This window comes from Streptomyces albus subsp. chlorinus (assembly GCF_013302895.1).
Lineage (GTDB): Bacteria > Actinomycetota > Actinomycetes > Streptomycetales > Streptomycetaceae > Streptomyces > Streptomyces chlorinus.
In genome coordinates, this window is the sequence record NZ_VJOK01000001.1 from 5,743,238 (window position 1) to 5,765,850 (window position 22,613).

The following is a 22,613-nucleotide window of genomic DNA, read 5'->3' on the forward strand; positions in this document are numbered from 1 at the left end:
CGTGAGTCGGCGGTTTTCGTTGACGGTGTTTGGGCGTCCCGTCACCTGAAGAGGTGAAGCCGGGCGGATTGGGCTGAACTGGGACACAAGGTTGCCCCCATGCTGTGGCATGCGCCTCGACGACCCCTGGTACGACAATGTGTCTGCGGACGGCCCTCCTTTCCGTGACACTCCTCCATTCCGTGACGCCGCTCCGCTCCGTGACGCCCTTCCGCTCCGTGACACCCCTCCATTCCGTGACGCCCCTTCCACCGCGCTGTCCGGACGATCGGTGACGTCGGCGGTACGGATGCCAGGACAGCGGTCGGAATCCGTACCGCCACAGCAGGCTGCGCCCGAAGCGCTGGATGTGTATCCGGTCGTCCAGCGTTCTGCCGCGTTCCAGCAACTGCGCCGCCGCTACCGGCGCTTCGTGCTGCCCGTCAGTGCGGCGTTCCTGCTGTGGTACCTCGGCTACCTGGTGCTCGCGGTCAGTGCCCCGGAGCTGATGGCGAGGCCGGTGGCGGGGGCGCTCAATGTGGCGATGGCCGCCGGGCTGGCGCAGTTCGCGACCATCTCTCTGCTCACCTGGGCGTACGTTCGTCACGCACGGCACCGGCGGGACCGGCCGGCACTGGAACTGCGCTGGGTGACGCAGGACATGACGCGGAGTACGGGAACGGGTACGAGTGCGGGTAAGCGCGCGGGCGTGACGGAGGGCGCACGGTGAGCGGTGGTCCTCAGGCGTCGGTGCTGGTGCTCTTCACCTCCGTCGTCGCCGCGACGCTGGCCGTCACCATCCGGGCGGGCCGACGGCGTGGTTCCGCCGAGGAGTTCTTCACGGTCGGCAGGCTCCTCACCCCCATGGAGAATGGTTTCGCCATGGCCGGGGGCCATCTGTCGGTGGCGTCCTTCCTGGGCATCACCGGGCTGATCGCGCTCTACGGCTACGATGGAATGCTCTACTCCGTCGGTCTGCTGGCGGGCTGGCTGATGGTGCTGCTCCTCGTCGCGGAACCGGTGCGCAACTGCGGCCGGTTCACGCCGGCGGACGTGGTCGCGGCCCGGATGCGGGTCAGGCCCGTGCGGATCGCCCTGGGCTGCTCGTCGGTCACGGTCTCGCTGCTGTACCTGGTGGCCCAGGTGGTCGGAGCCGGCACCATGGTCGCGCTGATGCTCGGGCAAGCCGGAGGGGCCGCGTACACCTGGACGGTTCTGGGAGTGGGCGCGCTCATGGTCGTCCACGTCTCCTGCGGCGGTATGCGGGCCACCACCTGGATCCAGATCGGCAAGGCGGTGTTGCTGATCGGCGGGGCGCTGACGCTCACCGTTCTGGTGCTCCTGCGGTTCGGCGGCGACCTGGGCGGCCTGCTGGTCGCCGCCGCGAGGGGCAGCGGCCACGGTGCGGACTTCCTGGCACCCGGGCTGCGGTACGGAGGCGAGGGGTGGGCAGCGCGGCTCGACTTCGTCAGCCTCGGGCTGGCACTGGTACTGGGGACGGCCGGACTGCCGCACATTCTGGCGCGCTTGTCCACCGTGCCGACCGCACGCGCCGCGCGGCGCTCGGTCGTGTGGGCGGTCTGTCTCATCGGCGGCTTCTCCCTGATGACCGTCGTCCTCGGGCTCGGGACGGCGGCGCTCGTGGGCTCCGGCGCTGTACGCGGGTCGAGCCCGGCGGGGAACACCGCGATGCCGCTGCTGTCCCTCGCGTTGGGCGGCGGGGCGGCTTCCACCGGAGGCGCGGCCCTGGCGGCGCTGGTGGCCGTGATCGCCGTCGCCGCCGTCCTGGCCGTCGTCGCGGGTCTCACCCTCGCCGCCTCGGCGGCCGTGGCCCATGACCTGTACGCCTCGTCGCCACGGCGGCGCCGGCCACCCCACCCGCCGCACGGCGCGGTCACGGACACGGTGCCGCACGCAGGGGCGGACACGGGCATGGAGCCGGTCGCGGGTACGGGCGCGGGCGCGATGCGGGCAAGGGCGTGGGCAGCGGGCAGGGCCCGGGCAGGGAAGCGGACAGCGGGCGCCGCGAAGGGCGAGGTCGCCGTCGCGCGGGGCGCGGCGGTGGTCATCGGAGCGGTGGCCGTCGGACTCGGGCTGCTCGCACGGGAGCGGAACGTGGCCTTCCTCGTGGGGCTCGCGTTCGCGGTGGCGGCCTCCGCCAACCTGCCCGTACTGCTGTACGCCCTCTTCTGGCGGCGCTTCACCACGCGGGGCGCCCTCTGGGCCGTGTACGGGGGGCTGCTGCCCGCGGTCGCGCTCACGGCGCTCTCTCCCGTCGTCTCGGGCTCGCCCCAGGCGCTCTTCCCCGGACTGGACTTCGCCTGCTTCCCCTTGGAGAACCCCGGCCTGGTCTCCATCCCGCTCGGCTTCCTCGCGGGCTGGCTCGGCACCCTGCTGTCCCGTGAGCGCCCCGACAAGGCGCGGTACGCCGAGACGGAGGTGCGCTCCCTCACCGGTGCGGGCGCGGTGTGAGCCCGGCGGAACCGCGGCCGGGAGCGCCGCCGGGCCCGCCGCCTGGAGGGGCGGCCTCGTCCCGGGGGCCGCTCCCGGCGCGCGGCTCGGGGTGGAGGGCCTCGGGCAGGGTGACCGTGAACTCCGCGCCACCGTCCGCGCTCTCACCCACCTCGGCCGTACCCCCGTGCCGCTCCGCCAGGCGCCGCACCAGTGCCAGCCCGAGTCCGCGCCGGCCGTGTGCCGGGGGCCGTTTGGTGGACCAGCCCTCCGTGAAGACGGCCTCGCGGCGCTCCGGTGGGATGCCGGGCCCGTTGTCGCTCACCCGCAGGGTGAGCCCGGCGGGTCTCCTTCGGTCGGCCGTTTTGGGGGCGGCCGTCCCAGAACTGGCCTCCCTGTGCTCGTCCTGTCCGTGCTGCGGTGTCTGCCGCAGCAGCGCCTCCACCCTGCCCCCGTCGCAGCCGGCTGTCGCGTCCAGTGCGTTGTCGACGAGGTTGCCCAGCACGGTCGCCAGTTCGGAGGGATCCACCACCCGGTCGGGCAGCAGGGTGCCCGGTGCGATCCGCAGGGCGACGCCGCGCTCGGCGGCGACCGTCGCCTTGCCGACCAGCAGGGCCGCGAGCAGCGGGTCCTGTATGTGTGCGGAGATCTCCTCGGCCGTCGCCCGGTGCACCCCCACCGCCTCGCTCAGGTATGCGACGGCGTCCTCCACCATGCCGAGCTGGAGCAGCCCGAGGAGGAGGTGCAGGCGGTTGGCGTGTTCGTGGTCCTGGGCGCGCAGGGCGTCGATCAAGCCTTGGGAGCCGTCGAGTTCGCGGCCGAGCAGTTCCAGCTCCGTACGGTCGCGGAGTGTGGCGACGGCACCGCCGTCCTTGGTGGGCATCCGGTTGGCGACCAGGACCCTGCCGCCGCTGACGGTCAGGACGTCGGCCCCTGGCACCTCGCCCGCCAGCAGCCTGGCCGTGCGTCCTGGGCCCAGCGCCTCGAACGGGGTGCGCCCGATGTCTCCTGACGTCAGACCGAGCAGCCGCTGTGCCTCGTCGTTGACGAGGCGGATCCTGCCGCCCGCGTCCAGTGCGACCACGCCCTCGCGGATTCCGTGCAGCATCGCCTCCCGTTCGGCCAGGAGGGCGGTGATGTCCGAGAAGGCGAGGTCGTGGGTGCGCTTCTGGAGGCGGCGGAAGACCAGCAGCGCGGCCAGCGCGCCGACGCCGAGCGCGCCGCCCGCGTACGCGAGCAGTCCCGGGACGGCGCGGGTGAAGCGGTCGCGCACGCTGTCGTAGGCGATCCCGACCGAGACGGCGCCCACCACCCGGCCCGTGTCGTCCCGCAGCGGGACCTTGCCCCGGGCCGACCTGCCCAGGGTGCCCTCGTCGATGTGGTGGACCTGGCGGCCCGCCAGCGCGGGGCCCGGGTCGGTGGAGACGCGCTCCCCGATGCGGGCGGGTTCGGCGTGGGACCAGCGGATGCCGCGGGTGTCCATGACCACGATGTAGCTGGCCCCGGTGGCGCGCCGTGTCCGTTCGGCGAGCCGCTGGACGGGCCCGCGGCGGGAGGGGCCAGCGCCGTCGGTCACCAGTTCGTCCAGGCCCGGCTCGGCGGCTGTCGCCTGCGCGATGGCGAGCGCGCGGCGGGACGCCTGGTCGTCGAGCTGGGCGCTGAACGGGGCGAGGAACAGCCCTGTCGCGACAGCGGTCACTCCGGTGACAACGGCGAGCTGCATGAGCAGCACCTGTGAGGACACGCGTCGCGGCCAGCCGGGGAGGGGGAGCCGGGAAGGACGCCGGCCGCGGGGATGGCGGACGGCGCCGCCCTGGGCTGTGGGGCCGTCGGCGGACCACGCCGAAGCGGCCGACGGCGCCTTGGCGACGGACGACGCCGCAGCGACGGTGGACGCCGCAGCGGTGGTGGACGTGGCGGTGGTGGACGTCGGCATGTCGGGGGACGGCGGCGTGCCGGAGGGGGACACGGGCGACCTCGGGGCGGGGAGGGGACGGGGGCGGTCTTCCCAAGGGGAGACCCAGCCGGACCGTATCCAGCCACCGTGGTGCCGCACGAGCCCCGCGACGGATGTCCGCACGCCCCCACCGGTGACCGTCAGCCGGGTCTCGTTCCAGCCGCTCCGGCCCCTCGCCGCGAGGTCGGGAGGTCCGGCGGTCGGGAGGTCCGGCGGTCGGGAGGGCACGAGGGCTCAGCCGGGCAGCGTCGTCTCCGCGCGCGTGAGTTGCTCTACCTCCAGCCGTACGGGACTGGCGGGAGCGGCTCCGCAGCTCGCGGGGAGCGCGGGGCCGTCGGCCGTCTCGGTGAGGACGACGTGCCAGCGCCGTCCGTCCTGGTGCGCGACCGTCACGTACCGGTGTCCGGTCTCCGGCTCCTCGTGCGAGGCCACCACCCTCACCGCGTCGGCCCGCGTCTCGCCCGTACGCTCCCGTACCGCGAGGTCCGCCGCCTGTCCCGGCCGGTCCCAGGCCGACCGGCCGCGGCAGCCCTCCAGCGTCACATGGCCGTCGCGTACCGCGTCGAGTACGGCCTTGACGGCGACGGCGCCGAGACGGCCGTACGCGTAGCCGTGCGGCAGCACCAGCAGGGTCGGGGCGAAGCGGTGGCCACCGATGTGGGTGATCTCCCAGACGTTCGCCCCGCCGGACGCGGCGAGTTCGTCCGCGAGTGGTCTGCCGAGCAGGGCGCAGCAGCGGTCCCGTTTGCCGTTGGTGCACACCAGGGCGAGCGGGTCGCCTCGGTACGGCTCCCAGCGCGGGCCGTCCGGTGCCGTGCCGTTCCCGACGCTCCGCGCGGGGTCGTCCAGGAGGGCGAAGTCGAGTGCGCGCAGCGCCTCCAGCCCGCCGTCGCCGGGCAGGACGGCCGTGCGGACCCAGCTGTCGCCGGGAACCGTACGGGCCAGGTAGACGCGGTGACCGTCGGCGGGGGAGCCCGTGCCCGTGGAGCCCGTTGCGGGGGAGCGGTCCGGGTGGCGTCCGGGGCGGCGGATCAGTGCGACCCGCCCACCGTGCGCACCCGCCGCCGCGTCGAGTGCCCTGCCGAGTTCCGGGTCGAGACGGCTCTGGGTCAGCGCCTTGCCCCCAGGGGCCGGGCTGCTCGATCAGCAGCCAGGTGCGGGCTGTCGCCGCCGTCCCGGCGAGGGATTCGGCCAGCGCCCGGGAGGCTGTCGCGCACGTGCTCACGCAGGTGAGCCTAACCTGCGTCGCCACCCCGTGCGCGACGCGACGACACCGGCCGGCCCGCACGACCCCGGAGCGCCGCTGGCTCGTACAGGCGGAAACCGGAATCGCGATGTTCGGTACGATCGGCACCCGTCCGGCGGACACCGCGCCGGTGACGGAACGGCGGGATCCGCGCCGGCGGCCCGGTGCCCTCGCTCTACGGGGACGATCGGTGACCGTCCGGCCCCGCCGACTGGTACGGCTGTCCGGTCCGGCCGACGGCCCTGCCGTCAGGAGCGGATGGCGGGAGCGGACAGCAGGCGCGAGTGACCGGCACGCTCGGCCGGCCGCTCCGGGCTGCGGGCCGGTTCAGTGGGTACGGCGGGCTGTGCGGCCAGGTGGGCGAGGAGATCAGGCGCACCGGATCGGCCGGATCGGCCGGACGGACCGGAAGAGTCGGAACGGAAGCCGGCGGGGGTGTCGGACGCCGCCGGGTCCCGGGCAGGAGGAGCGCGGAGCGTGGACAGCGGCGTGGCGGGCAGCGAGCGGCGAGGCGCGGTGGGCGGCCGGATCCCGGTGGTCGTACTCGCCGGATTCCTCGGTTCGGGGAAGACCACTCTCCTCAACCACCTGCTCCGCCGGGCCAGAGGCACCCGTATCGGTGCCGTCGTCAACGACTTCGGCAGTATCGAGATCGACGCCATGGCGGTCTCGGGCCAGGTGGACTCGATGGTCTCCCTCTCGGACGGCTGTCTGTGCTGTGCCGTCGACACCAGTGACATGGACGAGGTGCTGGAGGTGCTCGCCCGGCCCTCGGCCGGTATGGACGTCATCGTGATCGAGGCGAGCGGGGTGGCCGAGCCCGAGACGCTGATCCGGATGGTGCTGGCCAGCGGCAGCCCGCACATCGTCTACGGCGGTCTGGTGGAGGTCGTGGACGCCGCGGAGTTCGAGGCCGTGCGCGAGCGCCATCCGGAGCTGGAGCGCCATGTCGGCGCCGCCGATCTGCTCGTGCTCAACAAGGCCGACCGCGTCCCCGCGGAGCGGCAGGAGGCGTTGCGTGCCGAACTGGAACGGCTCGCCCCCGGGACCCCCGTGGTGCCCGCCACGTTCGGCCGTGTCGATCCGCAGTTGCTCTTCGACCGCGTACACCGGGCACGGCCGCCCGTCGAGCAGCTGTCGTTCGACACGCTGCTGTACGGGGACGAAGAGGGTGAAGGGGGCAGTGCGGGCGAGGCCCGCGGACGTGACGGTGCGGATCACGCGCAGCACCTGCACGCCGCCTACGAGGCCGTGGAGTTCACCGCCGCCGAGCCCATGGACCCGCGCCGTTTCCTCGACTTCCTGGACAGCAGGCCCGAGGGGCTCTACCGGATGAAGGGCTATGTCGACTTCGGCGCCGCCGACCCCGACAACGTGTACGAGATGCACGCTGTCGGCGGCTTCCTCCGGTTCGCCCCGGAGCGGCGGCCCCGCTCGCAGGAGCGGCGCACCGACCTGGTGATGATCGGCTCAGGGGTGGACGGCGCGGCCCTGCGCGAAGGACTCCGCGCCTGCGTGGCGGGCTCGGACACGGACGCGGACACGGACACGGACACAAACGTGCACGCGGATGCCGGGGCGCCGGACGAGCGGGCGATGTGGGGAGTGCTCCGTTACGTGGCTCACGCCCCGGAGGGGGACGGCGACCGGGCCGGCCACGATGCCGCCGAGGCCCCGGAGGGCGGCGCGGAGCCGGGCACCGACGGGACCGGAACCGCCGGGTCCGGGCCGTACGGGACGCGCGACGCGGACGGAGCGCCCGACCCGTATGACCCGTATGACACATGCGACCCGGACGACAGGTACGAGCCCCACCAGTCGTACGCCGCTTCCAGGATCGACGATCCGTACGGATACGGCGAGGATCCGTACGACGACACCCGCGCTCCCGTCCACCCCGCCGTGTCCGGCTCCGGTTCCGGTTCCGCCGCACCCGGTTCCGACTCTGCCGCGCCGGGCTCCGGGCCCCAGCCGTAGCGCCACCGTCCCGGACCTGCCGCACCCCCCGGGACCCGCCGCACCGCGCTGACCGGTCTTCACCGATCCACCGCCTGCCGGCTCACGGGCCCGCCAGTTCACCGGTCCGTCGGCTCACCGGCCCACCGGTCGCAAAGACAGGGCCCCGGGCGGACGTGCCGCCTGCCCGGGACCCTGCCCGTACCGTCCGGTGCCCGTACCGTCCGCGGCCCGCGCCGCGCCAGTGGCCGCGCCGGTGGCCCGGCCGTGCCGGACTACACGGGACCGGCCACCGCGGCGACCTGTTTCTTCAGCGGGAGCCCCGAGCCGTCCCTGCGGGGATCGACCTCGGGCAGGTCGGCCGGGGAGCCGGACTTGGTGGCGGCCATCGCGGGGGTCGGGCCCGCCCAGGCCAGTCGCAGCCTGTCCTCGCCCTTGAGGAAGCGCTGGCAGCGCACGCCGCCGGTCGCGCGCCCCTTGCGCGGGTACTGGTCGAAGGGCGTGAGCTTGGCCGTGCTCAGCGCGTCGTCGAGCGTTCCCTCCGCTCCGGCGGCCGTGAAGACGGCGGCGTCGGAGGCCGGGTCGACCGCGCCGAAGAAGATCACCTTCGCGTCCTGGCCGACCTTGATGCCGGTCATGCCGCCGGCCGGGCGGCCCTGCGGACGCACCTGGCCCGCCGGATACCGCAGCAGCTGGGCCTCGTCGGTGATGAAGACCAGATCCTCCTCGCCGGTGCGCAGCTCGACGGCGCCGACGATACGGTCGCCCTCCTTGAGGGTGATGACCTCCAACTCGCTCCGGTTCGCCGGGTAGTCGGGCACCACGCGCTTGACGACGCCGTGCTCGGTGCCGATCGCCAGGCCCGGCGAGGACTCGTCCAGCGTGGTGAGGCAGATCAGTGTCTCGTCGTTCTCCAGGGAGAGGAACTCCGACACCGGTGCCCCGCCCGAGAGACTGGGCGCGGAGGCCGACTCGGGGAGCTGGGGGAGGTCCACGACCTGGATCCGCAGGAGACGCCCCTGGGAGGTGACCGCGCCGATCTCGCCGCGGGTGGTGGCGGGCACGGCGGAGACGATCACGTCGTGCTTGGCGCGCTTGGCGGGCTCGGTGAAGTCCATGCCGCCGTTGGCGGTGCGCGCCAGCAGCCCGGTGGAGGAGAGCAGCACCCGGCACGGGTCGTCGGCGACCTCCAGCGGAACCGAGGCCAGCGGTGCCTCGGCGGAGTCCAGGATCTCGGTGCGGCGCGGGGTGCCGTACTTCTTGGCGACGGCGGACAGTTCGGAGGAGACCAGCTTGCGCAGCTCCGCGTCCGACTCCAGGATGCTGGTCAGCTTCTCGATCTCCGCCTTGAGGTTGTCCCGCTCGTCCTCCAGCTCGATGCGGTCGAACTTCGTCAGCCGCCGCAGCGGGGTGTCGAGAATGTACTGGGTCTGGATCTCGCTGAGCTGGAAGCGGGACATCAGCGCGGCCTTGGCCTCGGCGGCGTTCTCACTCGACCGGATGATGCGGATGACCTCGTCGATGTCGACGAGCGCCACCAGCAGGCCCTCGACGAGGTGCAGCCGGTCGCGCCGCTTGCCGCGCCGGAACTCGCTGCGGCGCCGCACCACGTCGAACCGGTGGTCGACGTAGACCTCCAGCAGCTCCTTGAGGCCGAGGGTGAGCGGCTGGCCGTCCACCAGGGCGACGTTGTTGATGCCGAAGGACTCCTCCATCGGCGTCAGCTTGTAGAGCTGGCCGAGGACGGCCTCGGGGTTGAAGCCGTTCTTGATCTCGATGACCAGCCGCAGGCCGTGCTCGCGGTCGGTCAGGTCCTTCACGTCCGCGATGCCCTGGAGCTTCTTCGCGTTGACCAGGTCCTTGATCTTGGAGATCACCTTCTCCGGGCCGACGGCGAAGGGCAGCTCCGTGACGACCAGGCCCTTGCGGCGGGCGGTGACCTGCTCCACCGAGACCGTCGCGCGGATCTTGAAGGAGCCGCGCCCGGTGCGGTAGGCGTCCTGGATGCCCTCCCTGCCGACGATCTTGCCGCCGGTGGGCAGGTCCGGGCCCGGGATGAAGCCCATCAGGGTCTCCAGGTCGGCACCCGGATGCTTGATCAGGTGGCGGGCCGCCGCGATGACCTCGGTCAGGTTGTGCGGCGCCATGTTCGTCGCCATGCCGACCGCGATGCCGGAGGCGCCGTTGACCAGCAGGTTCGGATAGGCGGCCGGGAGGGTGACGGGCTCCTGCTCGCTGCCGTCGTAGTTGGCGCCGAAATCGACCGTGTCCTCGTCGATCGACTCGACCATCAGGCCCGCGGCCGGGGCGGAGCGGCACTCGGTGTAGCGCATCGCCGCCGGCGGGTCGTCGTTGCCCAGCGAGCCGAAGTTGCCGTGCCCGTCCACGAGTGGCAGCCGCATGGAGAAGTCCTGCGCCATGCGCACCAGCGCGTCGTAGATGGCGGAGTCACCGTGCGGGTGGAGCTTTCCCATCACCTCGCCCACCACGCGGGCGCACTTCACATACGACCGCTCGGGGCGCAGGCCCATCTCGTGCATCTGGTAGAGAATCCGGCGCTGCACGGGCTTCATCCCGTCGCGGGCGTCGGGGAGAGCGCGCGAGTAGATGACCGAATACGCGTACTCCAGGTAGGAGGCCTGCATCTCGTCGACGACGTCGATGTCGAGGATGCGCTCCTCGAAGTCCTCTCCGGGCTCCGGTGCCGGTGTACGGCTCTTACTGCGGCGGGCCATCGCGGCTGCGGCTCCTTCGCTGCTTCGTGCTGTCGCTCTTGTGCTGTCGCTCTTGCGCTGTGGCTGTCGTACTGGCGAGCTGTCGTGTTGGCGCTCTTGCGCTGTGCCTCATTGTGGACCGCCCTACTGACAGGCGGCTGCTCGGTAGACCGTACGGGAACTTCGCACCTTGTCGGCGTGGTTGCATACAGTGACAGGGCCGCCGGTCGCGTGAGGCGCAACAGGCGGCCGGCAGTTCCCGGCACCGGGCCGGGAAACCCCCGCGAGCGGAAGGGACTCCACGCCCATGGGTCACACGGCCACGCCCCCGCCGGCCACCGGTGGGCTGACAGCGACGGAGCATCGGCTGGCCAACGGCCTGCGTGTGGTGCTCTCCGAGGATCATCAGACCCCCGTCGCCGCTGTCTGCCTCTGGTACGACGTCGGATCCCGTCACGAGGTGAAGGGCCGCACCGGCCTCGCGCACCTCTTCGAGCACCTGATGTTCCAGGGCTCGGCCCAGGTGAAGGGCAACGGGCACTTCGAGCTGGTGCAGGGCGCGGGCGGCTCCCTCAACGGCACCACGAGTTTCGAGCGCACCAACTACTTCGAGACGATGCCGGCGCACGAGCTGGAGCTGGCCCTGTGGCTGGAGGCCGACCGCATGGGCTCCCTGCTGGCCGCGCTGGACGAGGAGTCGTTGGAGAACCAGCGCGACGTCGTCAAGAACGAGCGCCGCCAGCGGTACGACAACGTGCCGTACGGCACGGCCTTCGAGCGGATGACCGCGCTGGTCTTCCCCGAGGGCCACCCCTACCACCACACCCCGATCGGCTCCATGGCGGACCTGGACGCGGCCTCGCTCCAGGACGCGCAGGAGTTCTTCCGCACGTATTACGCGCCCAACAACGCCGTGCTGTCCGTCGTCGGTGACATCGACCCGGAGCAGACCCTCGCCTGGGTCGAGAAGTACTTCGGCTCCATCCCCGGCCACGGGGGCAAGCAGCCGCCGCGCGACGGCTCGCTGCCCGAGCTGATCGGCGAGGAGAAGCGCGAGGTCGTGGAGGAGGACGTGCCCTCCCGCGCGCTGATGGCCGCCTACCGGCTGCCGCACGACGGCACGCGCGGCGCGGACGCGGCCGACTTGGCGCTGACCGTGCTCGGCGGTGGGGAGTCCTCCCGCCTCTACTCCCGGCTGGTGCGGCACGACCGCTCGGCGGTGGCCGCCGGCTTCGGGATGCTGCGGCTGGCGGGCGCCCCCTCGCTCGGCTGGCTGGATGTGAAGGCGTCCAGCGGCGCCGAGGTCGCCGACATCGAGGCGGCGGTCGACGAGGAGCTGCGCCGCTTCGCGGAGGAGGGCCCCACCGAGGAGGAGATGGAGCGCGCCCAGGCCCAGCTGGAGCGCGAGTGGCTGGACCGGCTGGCGACGGTCGGGGGCCGTGCCGACGAACTGTGCCGCTTCGCCGTGCTCTTCGGTGACCCGCAGCTGGCGCTGACGGCCGTCCAGCGGGTGCTGGAGGTCACGCGCGAGGAGGTGCGCGAGGTGGCCGCCCAGCGGCTGCGCCCGGACAACCGCGCCGTTCTCGTGTACGAACCGCTGGCGAACGACGACGAGGAGGCCGGGCAGTGAGCGAGACACCGGCGAGCACGAACCCCGCGGCCGTCGCGGAAACGGCAGGAAAGAGCATGGAGTTCCACCCGCAGCCGCCCAGCGGCACCCCCAAGCCGTGGGCCTTCCCCACCCCCGGGCGCGGCACACTTCCCAACGGGCTGACGGTGCTGCGCTGCCACCGTCCGGGCCAGCAGGTCGTCGCCGTCGAGGTCAACCTGGTCGCGCCCCTGGACGCGGAGCCCGAGGGGCTGGACGGGGTCGCCACCATCATGGCCCGCGCGCTGAGCGAGGGCACCGACAAGCACACGGCGGAGGAGTTCGCCGCCGAGCTGGAGCGCTGCGGCGCCACCCTCGACGCGAACGCCGACCACCCCGGGGTGCGGGTCTCGCTGGAGGTCCCCGTCTCCCGGCTGCCCAAGGCGCTGGGCCTGCTGGCCGACGCGCTGCGCGCCCCCGCCTTCCCGGACAGCGAGGTCGAACGGCTGGTCGCCAACCGGCTGGACGAGATCCCGCACGAGCTGGCCAACCCGGCCCGCCGCGCGGCCAAGGAGCTGTCGCGGCAGCTCTTCCCCGCCGCGTCGCGGATGTCGCGGCCCCGGCAGGGCACCGAGGAGACGGTGCGGCGCATCGACGCGGCGGCCGTCCGCGCCTTCTACGAGGCCCATGTGCGCCCCGCGACCGCCACGGCCGTGGTGGTCGGCGACCTGGAGGGCGTGGATCTGGACGCCGCGCTCGCCGAGACGCTGGGCGCCTGGACGGGTTCGGCCGCCGAGGCCCGCCCGATGCCGCCCATCACCGCCGACGACACCGGACGGGTCGTCATCGTGGACCGGCCCGGCGCGGTGCAGACGCAGCTGCTGATCGGCCGCGTCGGTCCCGACCGGCACGACCGCGTGTGGCCGGCCCAGCTGCTGGGCGTCTACTGCCTGGGCGGCACCCTCACCTCGCGGCTGGACCGGGTGCTGCGGGAGGAGAAGGGCTACACCTACGGTGTCCGCGCCTTCGGCCAGGTGCTTCGTTCGGCGGAGGACGGGACGGGCGCTTCGCTGCTGGCCATCAGCGGCTCGGTCGCCACGGATGTCACCGGTCCCGCGCTGGCCGACCTGTGGCAGGTGCTGCGCGTGCTGGCGGCCGAGGGGCTGACCGACGAGGAGCGGGACGTGGCGGTGCGGAACCTGGTGGGCGTGGCGCCGCTGCGCTACGAGACGGCGGCGGCGGTCGCCGGGACGCTGGCCGACCAGGTCGAGCAGCACCTGCCGGACGACTACCAGGGCCGGCTCTACGCCCAACTCGCCGAGACCGGCACGGTGGAGGCCACGGCGGCGGCCGTCAGCGCGTTCCCGGCCGACCGGCTGGTGACGGTGCTGGTCGGTGACGCGTCCCAGATCACCGAACCTGTACGCGAGTTGGGCCTCGGCGAGGTCACGGTCGTCTCCGGCTCCTGAGGCACGTTCCCCGCCGGGCGACGGCCGCGAGGAGGGCGCCGGGGGCGGCTCGCGGGTGTCTCCAGGGCGCCCGGAAGACCGCCTGGAAACGGCTCGGGAACCCCGGCCGCGGTGGGGGAAACCGGGGCCCGGGAGGAGGAATTACTCCTTCCGGGCCCTTCCTGATGTCCGTTTCCGCTGCGGTTGTGGCGAGTTGGAGTGTGGCGAAGATGACAAACGCGGGGATTCGTTTGCCGCTCGGAGTTGGCCACGTCTAGCGTCGTTGGCGCTGTCCGTCAGAAGTGACCGCACCCGCGGCCGACGGGCAGCGATCGCCGAATCCCCGAGGGGAACTGCCCGAGGGGGACCGGGGACCCAACCGAGTCCCATGGGGTGAATCGGACGGCCTCGCACGAGGCGGTCCGTAGGAGACCTTCCTGCTCCGAACCCGTCAGCTAACCCGGTAGGCGAGAAGGAAGGAAAGGAGTACGCCTCCGTATGGCGTTCACCCGTGCCACCGGCAAGCACAGGCGTCCGAGCAAGGCTCGCAAGGCCTCGGCGGGAGCGGCGGGTATAGCCGGCCTCGCCACCGTGGGCGTCGTCGGGTCCATCGCCTCCCCGGCCTTCGCCGCGAGCGGTGGCGGCCAGAACCAGAGCGGCATCCAGCACAGCCCCCAGGTGCGGGAGGCCCTCGCCGCCCCGATCTCCGACACGCTGGACGAACAGGCCTACGACCAGGTGCTCACGGCCGAGCAGGCCAAGGCCGAGACCGAGGCGAAGGAACAGGCCGCCAGGGCCAAGGCCGAGGCCAAGCGGAAGGCCGACGAGGCCAAGCGCAAGGCCGCCGCCGAGAAGGCGCAGAAGGCGCACGAGGCGAAGCTGAAGGCCGCCAGGGACGCCGAGCGCGCGAAGCTCGACCAGTACGTGCTGCCCGTCGAGGGCTCCTACGTCTCCACCGGCTACAAGCAGGGCGGCGGCATGTGGTCGTCCGGCAGCCACACCGGTATCGATTTCCACGCGGGCATGAACACGCCGGTCCGGTCCGTGGCCGCCGGTGAGGTCGTGGAGGCCGGCAACGGCGGGGCCTACGGCAACAACATCGTCATCAAGCACAAGGACGGCACGTACACGCAGTACGGCCACCTCAACTCGATCGGCGTGTCCGTCGGCCAGACGGTGAAGGCGGGCCAGCAGATCGGCCTGTCCGGCTCGACGGGCAACTCCTCCGGTCCGCACCTGCACTTCGAGGCCCGCACCGGCCCGGAGTACGGCTCCGACATGGACCCGATCGCCTATCTGCGCCAGCACGGCGTCAAGATCTGACCGGCTGTCCGGGCTCGCGTCCTCGCGGCGGTCCTCTGTGAGGGGCGAAGGGACCACCAGGTCCCTTCGCCCCTCCTTTCTCCGCCCGGGAACGGCCCGGGAACGACGAGGGGGGCGCCGCACCATCAGGTGCGGCGCCCCCCTCGTACGCGTCCGCGGCGACGGCCCGGACGCACCGTCCGGTCAGACCGTCTCGGGCAGCTCCTCCAGCCCCTCGGCGACCAGCTTGGCCAGGCGGTCGAGGGCCGCCTCGGCGCCGTCGGCCTCGGAGGCCAGGACGATCTCCTCGCCGCCCTCGGCGCCCAGCCCCAGGACGCCGAGCATGGAGGCCGCGTTGACGGGGTTGCCCTCGCCCTTCCGGACGGTGACCGGGACCCCGGAGGCGGAGGCGGCACGGACGAAGATGGAGGCGGGGCGGGCGTGCAGCCCCTCGGCCCAGCCGACGGTGACGCGGCGCTCAACCATGGTGTTGCCCTTCGGGTCGGTGAGGTTGTCTAGACCAGTCTCGCACGCGTGTCCGCGTGCACCGCGACGATACGACGCGAGCACCGCGCGCCCCCGCGTACGCCCCTCCGCCGTACGCTGGCCCCATGCCGACCCCCGAGGAGCGCGCCTATCCCACCCACTGGGAAGCGGACATCGTGCTGCGCGACGGGGGCACCGCCCAGGTCCGGCCGATCACGCCCGACGACGCGGAACGGCTGGTCAGCTTCTACGAACAGGTGTCCGACGAGTCGAAGTACTACCGCTTCTTCGCGCCCTACCCGCGGCTGTCCGACCGCGACGTGCGCCGGTTCACCCACCACGACTACGTGGACCGGGTCGGTCTCGCGGCGATCATCGGCGGAGAGTTCATCGCGACCGTCCGCTACGACCGCATCGACCACCTCGGCCGCCCCGCGGGCCAGCCCGCCGACGAGGCGGAGGTCGCCTTCCTGGTCCGCGACGACCAGCAGGGCAGGGGAGTGGCCTCCGCGCTCCTGGAACACATCGGCGCGGTCGCCCGGGAACGCGGCATCCGCCGGTTCGCCGCGGAGGTGCTGCCAGCCAACACCAAAATGATCAAGGTGTTCACGGACGCGGGCTACTCCCAGAAGCGCAGCTTCGAGGACGGCTCGGTCCACCTCACCCTCGACCTGGAGCCCACCGAGCGCTCCCTCGCCGTCATGCGGGCCCGCGAACAGCGTGCCGAGGCCCGCTCCGTGGCCCGCCTGCTGGCCCCCGGCTCGGTCGCCGTCGTCGGCGCCAGCCGCACCCCGGGCGGGGCCGGGCGGGCGGCACTGGGCAGCCTGCGCACGGGAGGCTTCACCGGGCGCGTCTACGCCGTCAACCACGCGCTCGATCCGCACGGCCCGGCGGAACTGGCCGGGGTGCCCGCCTTCCGGTCGGTGCGGCAGATCCCCGAGCGGGTCGACCTGGCCGTGCTCGCCGTTCCCGCCGACCAGCTCCGCGCGGCCGTCGGGGACTGCGGGGAGGCCGCCGTGCAGGGCCTCGTCGTCCTCTCCGAGGGGGTCGGCCGCACCGAGCAGCGCGCCCTGGTGCGGCTCGCCCGCTCCTACGGCATGCGGCTCATCGGTCCGGGCGCGCTCGGACTCGTCAACACCGGTGCGGACGTGCGGCTGAACGCCACCCCTGCCATCCGGATGCCCGCGCGGGGCCGCATCGGGGTCTTCACCCAGTCGGGCGCCATCGGCGTCGCCCTCCTCGACGGGCTCGACCGGCGCGGCGTCGGCCCCTCCTCGTTCGTCTCCGCGGGCAACCGTGCCGACGTCTCCGGCAACGACCTTCTCCAGCACTGGGACGAGGACCCGGACACCGATGTCGTCCTGATGTACCTGGAGTCCATCGGGAACCCGCGCAAGTTCACCCGCCTCGCCCGGCGCACGGCGGCCCGCAAGCCCGTCGTGGTCGTCAAGGGAGCCCGGCACCGGGGCAGCGCGCCGCCGCCCGGGCACGCCGCGCCCGCCTCCCGCACCCCGGACGCCACCGTCTACGCGCTGCTGCGCCAGGCGGGCGTCCTCATGGTCGACAGCTTCACCGAACTGCTGGACACCGGGGTGCTCCTCGCGGAGCAGCCGCCGCCCGCGGGACCGCACGTGGGCATCGTGGGCAACACGGAGGCGATGAGCCTGCTGACCTACGACGCGTGCCTGCACGACGGGCTGCGCCCCCGCCCGGTGACGGCGCTGCCCGGCTCGGCCGCGCCGGGCGACTTCGGCCGGGCGCTGCGCGAGGCCCTCGCCGACGCGGCCACCGACGCCGTGCTCGTCACCGTCATCCCCACCGTCCCCGCCGAACTGCCCGGCGGCGTCGGCACCCACCGCCCGGACACCCCGCCCGACGGCCAGGTCGAGGCCCTCGCCGACGCGCTGCGGGAGGCCACCGACGCCGTCGCGGCCGGGGAGAAGGCCGCGCGCAAACCGGTGGCCGTCGTCCATCTGGCGATGGAGGGGCTGCAGAAGGCGCTCGCCGCCCGGGGCCTGCCCTCCTACCCGACACCCGAGCGCGCCTCGCGGGCCCTGGCCGAAGCGGTGCGCTACTCCCGGTGGCGCGCGGAGGCCGCCACCCCCGGCAAGGTTCCCGACCTGGAGGTCGACGAGTCCGCCGCAGACCGGCTGCTGGCCGCCGCGACGCCTGCCTCCCCCGAACGCGGCCGCACCCTCACCGACGAGGAGACCGCGCGGCTGCTGCGCTGCTACGGCATCGCGGTCCAGCCCACCCTGCCCGCGCCCGACGCCGACACGGCCGCCGAGGCGGCCCGCATCCTCGGATACCCCGTCGCGCTCAAGACCACGGCGCCCCACCTGCGGCACCGCGCCGATCTGGGCGGCGTGCGGCTGGACATCGCCGGTGAGGCGGGGCTGCGCCGCGCCTACGCGGAGCTGACCGGGGCGCTCGGCGCCCCCGGCGAGCTGCGCCCCGTCGTCCAGGCGATGGCCCCGCGCGGTGTCGGAACCGTCATCCGGGGCACCTTGGACCCCGCCATCGGCGCCGTCCTCTCCTTCGGCCTCGCGGGCACCCCGTCCGACCTGCTCGGCGACACGGCGCACCGGCTGGTGCCCGTCACCGACAAGGAGGCCGCGGAACTGGTGCGCGCGATCCGCTCGGCGCCGCTGCTGTTCGGCTGGCGCGGCGCCGAGCCCTCCGACACGGCGGCCCTCGAAGAGGTGCTGCTGCGCGTCTCGCTGCTGATGGACGACCATCCCCAGGTGGTCGCCGTGGAACTCGATCCGGTGGTGGTCGCCCCACGCGGTGTGACCGTGCTGGGCGCCGCCGTCCGCGTCGCCGACCCGGGACACCGCCCCGACCTGGGCGCCCGCAGGCTCCCGGCGTACTGACGGCGGGCGCGGCGGGCAGGGGGGCGTACCCGGGGGAACGGGCAGGGGCTGAGCCGCCGTGCGGCCCCGTAGGATGGCTGTCATGGCGAAGACCGGTACGACGACCCAGGGGCTGCGCGAGGCGATCGAACGCAGCGGCTACTACCCGGCTCTCGTGGCCGAGGCCGTCGAGGCGGCGGTGGGCGGGGAGCCTGTGGCCTCCTACCTCGTGCACCAGGAGACGACGTTCGACTCCAACGAGGTGCGCCGCCATGTCACGGTCCTGGTGCTCACCCGCACCCGCTTCCTCGTCAGCCACACCGACGAGCAGGCGGCGGACGGCACCTCGCCGTCGCCGTACGCCACCACCTCCACCGAGTCGGTCAAACTGGAGCGGATCTCCTCCGTCGTCCTCTCCCGCGTGGTGGCCAACCCGGAGTCCTACACGCCCGGCACCCTGCCCCGCGAAGTGGTCCTGACCATCGGCTGGGGCGCCGTCTCGCGGCTCGACATGGAGCCGGCCACCTGCGGCGACCCCAACTGCGAGGCCGACCACGGCTACACGGGCTCCGCCACCGCCGACGACCTCTCCCTGCGGGTCAGCGAGGCCGGGGACGGCCCCGACACCGTCCGTCAGACCCTCGCCTTCGCCCAGGCACTGTCCGAGGCCACCGCCGGCACCCGGGTCGGACCCTCGCAGTGACGCCGGAGAACACCCCCCACCCGCTCGGTACGGCCCCGCACGGGACCGCCCCGTCGGACACCCCGCTCGACCCGCGCACCGCGCCGGTGCCGCGCTACGGCTCCGGCTCCCTGTCCGACCTGCTGCCCTCCGTCGCCGCCGGGCTCGGCGTCCCCGGCATGACGGCGGGACTGCCCCTGGAACCCGCCGACCGCGCCTGCGTCTTCCTGGTGGACGGCATGGGCTGGGAGGCGGTAAGAGCCCACCCCGACGAGGCGCCGTTCCTCACCTCGCTGCTGCCGAGTTCCGCGGGCGGCACGGGCCGCCCGATCACCTCCGGTTTCCCCTCCACCACGGCCACCTCGCTGGCCTCCGTCGGCACCGGACGCGTCCCCGGCGAACACGGGCTGCCCGGCTACACGGCGCTGGACCCGGCCACCGGGCAGATCATGAACCAGCTGCGCTGGCAGCCGTGGACCGACCCGCACGTGTGGCAGCCCTACCCCACCGTCTTCCAGCAGGCCGCGGCCGCGGGCATCGGCACCTGCCAGGTGACGGCACCGCACTTCGAGCACACCCCGCTCACCAAGATCGCCCTGTCCGGCGGCACCTTCCTGGGCCGGATGGCCGCCGAGGACCGCATGGACCTGGCCGCCGAACGCCTCGCCGCCTCCGACCGCGCCCTCGTCTACACCTACTACGCGGAGCTGGACGGCAACGGGCACCGCTACGGCATGGACTCGGACGCCTGGCGCGGCCAGTTGATGTACGTGGACCGGCTCGCGCAGCGCCTCGCCGAGCAACTGCCGCCCCGCGCGGCGCTGTACATCACCGCCGACCACGGCATGGTGGACATCCCCGCACACCCCGGAGCCCGCTTCGACTTCGACGAGGACTGGGAACTGAGCGCCGGGGTCGCCCAGCTCGGCGGCGAGGGCCGGATGCGGCACGTCTACGCCGTCCCGGGCGCGGCCGGTGACGTGTACGCCGTCTGGCGCGAGGTGCTCGCGGACCAGGCGTGGGTGGCCACCCGCGAGGAGGCCGTCGAACTGGGCTGGTTCGGCCCCGCCGTGGAGCCGCGCGTGCGCGGCCGGCTCGGCGATGTCGTCGCCGCGATGCGCGACGATGTGGCGGTCGTCGCCACCCGGCGCGAGCCCAAGGAGTCCGAGCTGATCGGGATGCACGGTTCGGCGACCCCCGCCGAACAGCTCGTGCCGCTCCTGGAGGTCCGCACCTGACGGCTCGCCGTCCCCCTCCCCGCCGCCCCCTACCCCCCCCCCCGCTCGTGTTCCCCCCGACGTGGAAAGGCCTCGAACCGCCATGCCAGAGCTGGTGTTCTTCTCCGGAACGATGGACTGCGGGAAGAGCACGCTCGCCCTTCAGATCGAGCACAACCGCTCGGCACGCGGACTGCAGGGCATGATCTTCACCCGGGACGACCGTGCGGGCACCGGCAGGCTCTCCTCCCGGCTCGGTCTGGTGGCCGAGGCCGTCGAGGTGGCCGAGGACCTCAACTTCCAGCAGCACCTGGTGCGGCACCTGACCGCCGGCGGGCGCACCGACTACGTCATCGTCGACGAGGCCCAGTTCCTCTCGCCCGAGCAGGTCGAACAGCTCGCCCGTGTCGTGGACGAACTCGGCATCGACGTGTACGCGTTCGGCATCGCCACCGACTTCCGCACCCGTCTCTTCCCGGGCTCGCAGCGGCTGATGGAGCTGGCCGACCGGCTGGAGACCCTCCAGGTCGAGGCGCTGTGCTGGTGCGGGGCGCGCGCCACCCACAACGCGCGGACGGTCGGCGGCCGGATGGTGGTCGAGGGAGCGCAGGTCGTCGTCGGCGACGTGGGCGAGCCCACCGGCGAGGTCGGCTACGAGGTGCTGTGCCGCCGCCACCACCGCAGGCGCCTCACGGCGGCCGCGGCGGGCGCCGGGGCGCTCTCGCCCGACGTGCTGCCCGTCGACGAGCCCGCCGCGCCGCCGGGGCCGCCGGTGCCGCCCAGCCGTGGAGTCACGACCGCGGCGCCACGGGCCGGATCACACTGAAGTGCGCGCCCTCCGGGTCCGCCAGCGTCGCCAGGCGCCCGTACGGCGAGTCGTTCGGCGGCCGCACCACGTGCCCGCCCAACTCGCCCGCGCGCCGGGCCACCGCATCCGGGTCCTCGACGGCGAAGTAGGTGCGCCAGTGCGGCCCCCGGTGTCGTGGCAGCGCGTCCCCCACCCCGTGGATACCGGCCACCGGGCGGCCGTCCGTGCACAGTGTCAGGTAGTCGAGGCCCGGCGCCTCGACGACCTCCGCGTCGTAACCGAACACCGCCTGGTAGAACTTGACCACCAGGGCCGTCTCCCGGGTGACCAGCTCGAACCAGACCGGCGCCCCCCGCGTTCCCGGCGGGGCCGTCCCCAGGGCCGGGTACTGGGTGTCCTGCCAGATGCCGAACGGTGCGCCGTGTGGGTCGGAGACGATGGCCATCCGCCCGGCCGTCTCCGCGTCCAGCGGCCCCACCGCCACGGTCCCGCCGTACGAACGGACGCTGTCCGCCGTCTCGTCGGCGTCGGCGCTCGCCATGTACGGCAGCCACGCCACCGGCAGCTGTCTGCCCGCCGCCTTCTTCCCGAGCCCCGCCACCTCGTGGCCGCCCGCCACGGCCCGCACGTACGGGCCCAGCTGCTGCGGCCCGGCGCGGAACTCCCAGCCGAACAGGCCCTGGTAGAACTCCTTGCCGACATCCAGCCCGTGCACCATCAGGCTCGCCCACGCGGGCGCTCCGGGTGTGTGCCGTAGCCGAGTCGCTGCCTCCGTCATTCTGCTTCGCTCCTTGACCATCATCGATGCGGTCGTGCGGTGGAAGTGCTGCCCCGGCGTCCTTGCCGCGGCGTGGGGACTACGCGCTCAGTGCAGATGCTGTCACCACCTGTCGTGCCGCGCTCCCCGGCCGCGCCGCTTTTCTCCGCTTCGGGCCGAGAATCCCCGATCCGTGTGCCCTGCCCCCCACCCCGGTCCGGCGGCGCCGCGACTGCGCGAAGATGGCGCCATGACAGCCATCATCTCCGTACCCGAACTCGCGGGCGAGCTGGCCGCCGGCACCCCGCCCGTGCTGCTCGACGTGCGCTACGAGCCGGGCGGCCCTCCCGGCCTGCCGCGGTACCAGAAGGGGCACCTGCCCGGCGCCGTCTACATCGACCTGGAGAGCGAGCTGGCCGGCCCGGCCGGCGAGGGCACCGGCCGCCACCCCCTGCCGTCGCCCGGCGTCCTCGGAGCCGCGATGCGCCGCGCGGGTGTGACCGCCGGCCGCCCGGTCGTCGTCTACGACGCCGGGGGAGCGGGCGGTGGCTGGGCGGCGGCCCGCTGCTGGTGGCTGCTGCGCTGGGCCGGGCACCCGGACGTCCGCGTGCTGGACGGCGGTCTGGCGGCATGGGAGGCCCACCACGAGGGCGAGGAACTCGACACGGGGACTCCGCACCCAGAGCCCGGCGACTTCACCCCCTCGCCGGGCGGCCTGCCCACCCTGGCCGCCGACGAGGCCGCCGCCCTGGCCCGCCGCGGGGTGCTCCTGGACGCCCGCGCCGCGGAGCGCTACCGCGGCGAGGTCGAGCCGCTGGACCCGGTGGCCGGGCACATCCCGGGCGCCGTCTGCGCCCCCACCACGGAGAACCTCACCGACGCGGGCACCTTCCGCTCCCCGCAGGCCCTCGCGGAGCGCTTCGAGGCGCTCGGGGCGGCGGCGGGCACGGAGGTCGGCGTCTACTGCGGCTCGGGCGTCTCGGCCGCCCAGGAAGTCCTCGCCCTGCACCTCGCGGGCATCGACGCGGCCCTCTACGTCGGCTCCTGGAGCGAGTGGAGCGCGGACCCACGCCGCCCGGTGGCCACGGGTCCCGAACGGGGCTGAGGCGGTCGCGGCTCCTCCCCCGGCCGGGGGCCGGGGGAGGAGCGAAGGACCGAGAAGGGGTGGAA

Annotated in this window: 14 protein-coding genes, 2 pseudogenes and 1 riboswitch; of the genes and pseudogenes, 11 read left to right on the top strand and 5 right to left on the bottom strand. The window is 73.6% G+C overall.

Annotated elements, in window-relative coordinates; genetic code table 11:
• The first annotated feature begins 109 nt into the window (after window positions 1-109).
• Together FM076_RS25110 and FM076_RS25115 are read left to right on the top strand one after the other, a co-directional pair.
• Window positions 110-709: a DUF485 domain-containing protein gene (locus FM076_RS25110; protein ID WP_243274630.1), complete on the top strand. Its 600-nt coding sequence runs from the start codon at window positions 110-112 to the stop codon at window positions 707-709.
• Entirely contained in the window at window positions 706-2,451 is a 1,746-nt protein-coding gene (locus FM076_RS25115) for a cation acetate symporter (protein WP_173873193.1), read from the top strand. Before FM076_RS25110 ends, FM076_RS25115 begins: the two co-directional genes overlap by 4 nt.
• Here the strand turns inward: FM076_RS25115 and FM076_RS25120 are convergent.
• Window positions 2,429-4,153, bottom strand: a complete 1,725-nt coding sequence (locus FM076_RS25120; RefSeq protein ID WP_243274631.1) for an ATP-binding protein — start codon at window positions 4,151-4,153, stop codon at window positions 2,429-2,431. The genes FM076_RS25115 and FM076_RS25120 overlap by 23 nt on opposite strands.
• Window positions 4,154-4,621: 468 nt before the next feature.
• A pseudogene (locus tag FM076_RS25125) lies at window positions 4,622-5,612 on the bottom strand (sucrase ferredoxin).
• Between the two features lie 537 nt (window positions 5,613-6,149).
• Here FM076_RS25125 and FM076_RS25130 point away from each other — a divergent pair.
• A pseudogene (locus tag FM076_RS25130) lies at window positions 6,150-7,337 on the top strand (CobW family GTP-binding protein); the annotation flags it as partial.
• A gap of 527 nt (window positions 7,338-7,864) precedes the next feature.
• On the opposite strand, the gene FM076_RS25135 reads toward FM076_RS25130, so the two are convergent.
• Window positions 7,865-10,324: a DNA gyrase/topoisomerase IV subunit A gene (locus FM076_RS25135; protein ID WP_173873195.1), complete on the bottom strand. Its 2,460-nt coding sequence runs from the start codon at window positions 10,322-10,324 to the stop codon at window positions 7,865-7,867.
• 286 nt (window positions 10,325-10,610) lie between these two features.
• Here FM076_RS25135 and FM076_RS25140 point away from each other — a divergent pair, with 286 nt between their 5' ends.
• The 3 genes from FM076_RS25140 to FM076_RS25150 all read left to right on the top strand — a co-directional run bounded on the left by FM076_RS25140 (window position 10,611) and on the right by FM076_RS25150 (window position 14,662).
• Window positions 10,611-11,933 carry a M16 family metallopeptidase gene (locus FM076_RS25140; RefSeq protein WP_173873196.1) on the top strand — a complete coding sequence of 441 codons (1,323 nt, stop codon included), beginning with the start codon at window positions 10,611-10,613 and terminating at the stop codon, window positions 11,931-11,933.
• Between the two features lie 56 nt (window positions 11,934-11,989).
• Window positions 11,990-13,360 carry a M16 family metallopeptidase gene (locus tag FM076_RS25145; RefSeq protein WP_173874988.1) on the top strand — a complete coding sequence of 457 codons (1,371 nt, stop codon included), beginning with the start codon at window positions 11,990-11,992 and terminating at the stop codon, window positions 13,358-13,360.
• Window positions 13,361-13,662: 302 nt separating this feature from the next.
• A riboswitch (cyclic di-AMP (ydaO/yuaA leader) is annotated at window positions 13,663-13,823 on the top strand.
• A gap of 14 nt (window positions 13,824-13,837) precedes the next feature.
• Entirely contained in the window at window positions 13,838-14,662 is an 825-nt protein-coding gene (locus FM076_RS25150) for a M23 family metallopeptidase (RefSeq protein WP_173873197.1), read from the top strand.
• Between the two features lie 183 nt (window positions 14,663-14,845).
• On the opposite strand, the gene FM076_RS25155 is transcribed toward FM076_RS25150, so the two are convergent.
• On the bottom strand, window positions 14,846-15,127 hold the full coding sequence (locus FM076_RS25155; protein WP_173873198.1) for an HPr family phosphocarrier protein: 282 nt from the start codon (window positions 15,125-15,127) through the stop codon (window positions 14,846-14,848).
• Window positions 15,128-15,252: 125 nt separating this feature from the next.
• Between FM076_RS25155 and FM076_RS25160 the strand changes: the two genes are divergently transcribed.
• The 4 genes from FM076_RS25160 (at window position 15,253) to FM076_RS25175 (ending at window position 20,704) form a co-directional block, all read left to right on the top strand.
• On the top strand, window positions 15,253-18,000 hold the full coding sequence (locus tag FM076_RS25160; protein ID WP_173873199.1) for a bifunctional GNAT family N-acetyltransferase/acetate--CoA ligase family protein: 2,748 nt from the start codon (window positions 15,253-15,255) through the stop codon (window positions 17,998-18,000).
• An 82-nt stretch (window positions 18,001-18,082) separates the two neighbouring features.
• Window positions 18,083-18,682, top strand: coding sequence for a DUF5998 family protein (locus FM076_RS34150; protein WP_173873200.1), 600 nt, complete (start codon window positions 18,083-18,085; stop codon window positions 18,680-18,682).
• Window positions 18,679-19,899 (top strand): alkaline phosphatase family protein, encoded by a 1,221-nt coding sequence (locus tag FM076_RS25170; RefSeq protein ID WP_428815010.1) that lies wholly within the window; start codon window positions 18,679-18,681, stop codon window positions 19,897-19,899. Before FM076_RS34150 ends, FM076_RS25170 begins: the two co-directional genes overlap by 4 nt.
• Before the next feature lie 82 nt (window positions 19,900-19,981).
• Window positions 19,982-20,704, top strand: a complete 723-nt coding sequence (locus tag FM076_RS25175) for a thymidine kinase (protein WP_173873201.1) — start codon at window positions 19,982-19,984, stop codon at window positions 20,702-20,704.
• On the opposite strand, the gene FM076_RS25180 is transcribed toward FM076_RS25175, so the two are convergent.
• Window positions 20,670-21,464, bottom strand: coding sequence for a VOC family protein (locus tag FM076_RS25180; RefSeq protein WP_173873202.1), 795 nt, complete (start codon window positions 21,462-21,464; stop codon window positions 20,670-20,672). The two genes, FM076_RS25175 and FM076_RS25180, sit on opposite strands and share 35 nt — an antisense overlap.
• A 229-nt stretch (window positions 21,465-21,693) precedes the next feature.
• Here FM076_RS25180 and FM076_RS25185 point away from each other — a divergent pair, with 229 nt between their 5' ends.
• Window positions 21,694-22,548: a sulfurtransferase gene (locus FM076_RS25185; RefSeq protein ID WP_173873203.1), complete on the top strand. Its 855-nt coding sequence runs from the start codon at window positions 21,694-21,696 to the stop codon at window positions 22,546-22,548.
• The last annotated feature ends 65 nt before the right edge of the window (window positions 22,549-22,613 follow it).

Excerpts from the sequence above, each read along its gene's own strand:
- FM076_RS25110 (WP_243274630.1), top strand. The coding sequence starts at position 110 with ATGCGCCTCGACGACCCCTGGTACGACAATGTGTCTGCGGACGGCCCT.
- FM076_RS25120 (WP_243274631.1), bottom strand. The coding sequence starts at position 4,153 with ATGCAGCTCGCCGTTGTCACCGGAGTGACCGCTGTCGCGACAGGGCTG.
- FM076_RS25135 (WP_173873195.1), bottom strand. The coding sequence starts at position 10,324 with ATGGCCCGCCGCAGTAAGAGCCGTACACCGGCACCGGAGCCCGGAGAG.
- FM076_RS25140 (WP_173873196.1), top strand. The coding sequence starts at position 10,611 with ATGGGTCACACGGCCACGCCCCCGCCGGCCACCGGTGGGCTGACAGCG.
- FM076_RS25145 (WP_173874988.1), top strand. The coding sequence starts at position 11,990 with ATGGAGTTCCACCCGCAGCCGCCCAGCGGCACCCCCAAGCCGTGGGCC.
- FM076_RS25150 (WP_173873197.1), top strand. The coding sequence starts at position 13,838 with ATGGCGTTCACCCGTGCCACCGGCAAGCACAGGCGTCCGAGCAAGGCT.
- FM076_RS25155 (WP_173873198.1), bottom strand. The coding sequence starts at position 15,127 with ATGGTTGAGCGCCGCGTCACCGTCGGCTGGGCCGAGGGGCTGCACGCC.
- FM076_RS25160 (WP_173873199.1), top strand. The coding sequence starts at position 15,253 with ATGCCGACCCCCGAGGAGCGCGCCTATCCCACCCACTGGGAAGCGGAC.
- FM076_RS34150 (WP_173873200.1), top strand. The coding sequence starts at position 18,083 with ATGGCGAAGACCGGTACGACGACCCAGGGGCTGCGCGAGGCGATCGAA.
- FM076_RS25175 (WP_173873201.1), top strand. The coding sequence starts at position 19,982 with ATGCCAGAGCTGGTGTTCTTCTCCGGAACGATGGACTGCGGGAAGAGC.
- FM076_RS25180 (WP_173873202.1), bottom strand. The coding sequence starts at position 21,464 with ATGACGGAGGCAGCGACTCGGCTACGGCACACACCCGGAGCGCCCGCG.
- FM076_RS25185 (WP_173873203.1), top strand. The coding sequence starts at position 21,694 with ATGACAGCCATCATCTCCGTACCCGAACTCGCGGGCGAGCTGGCCGCC.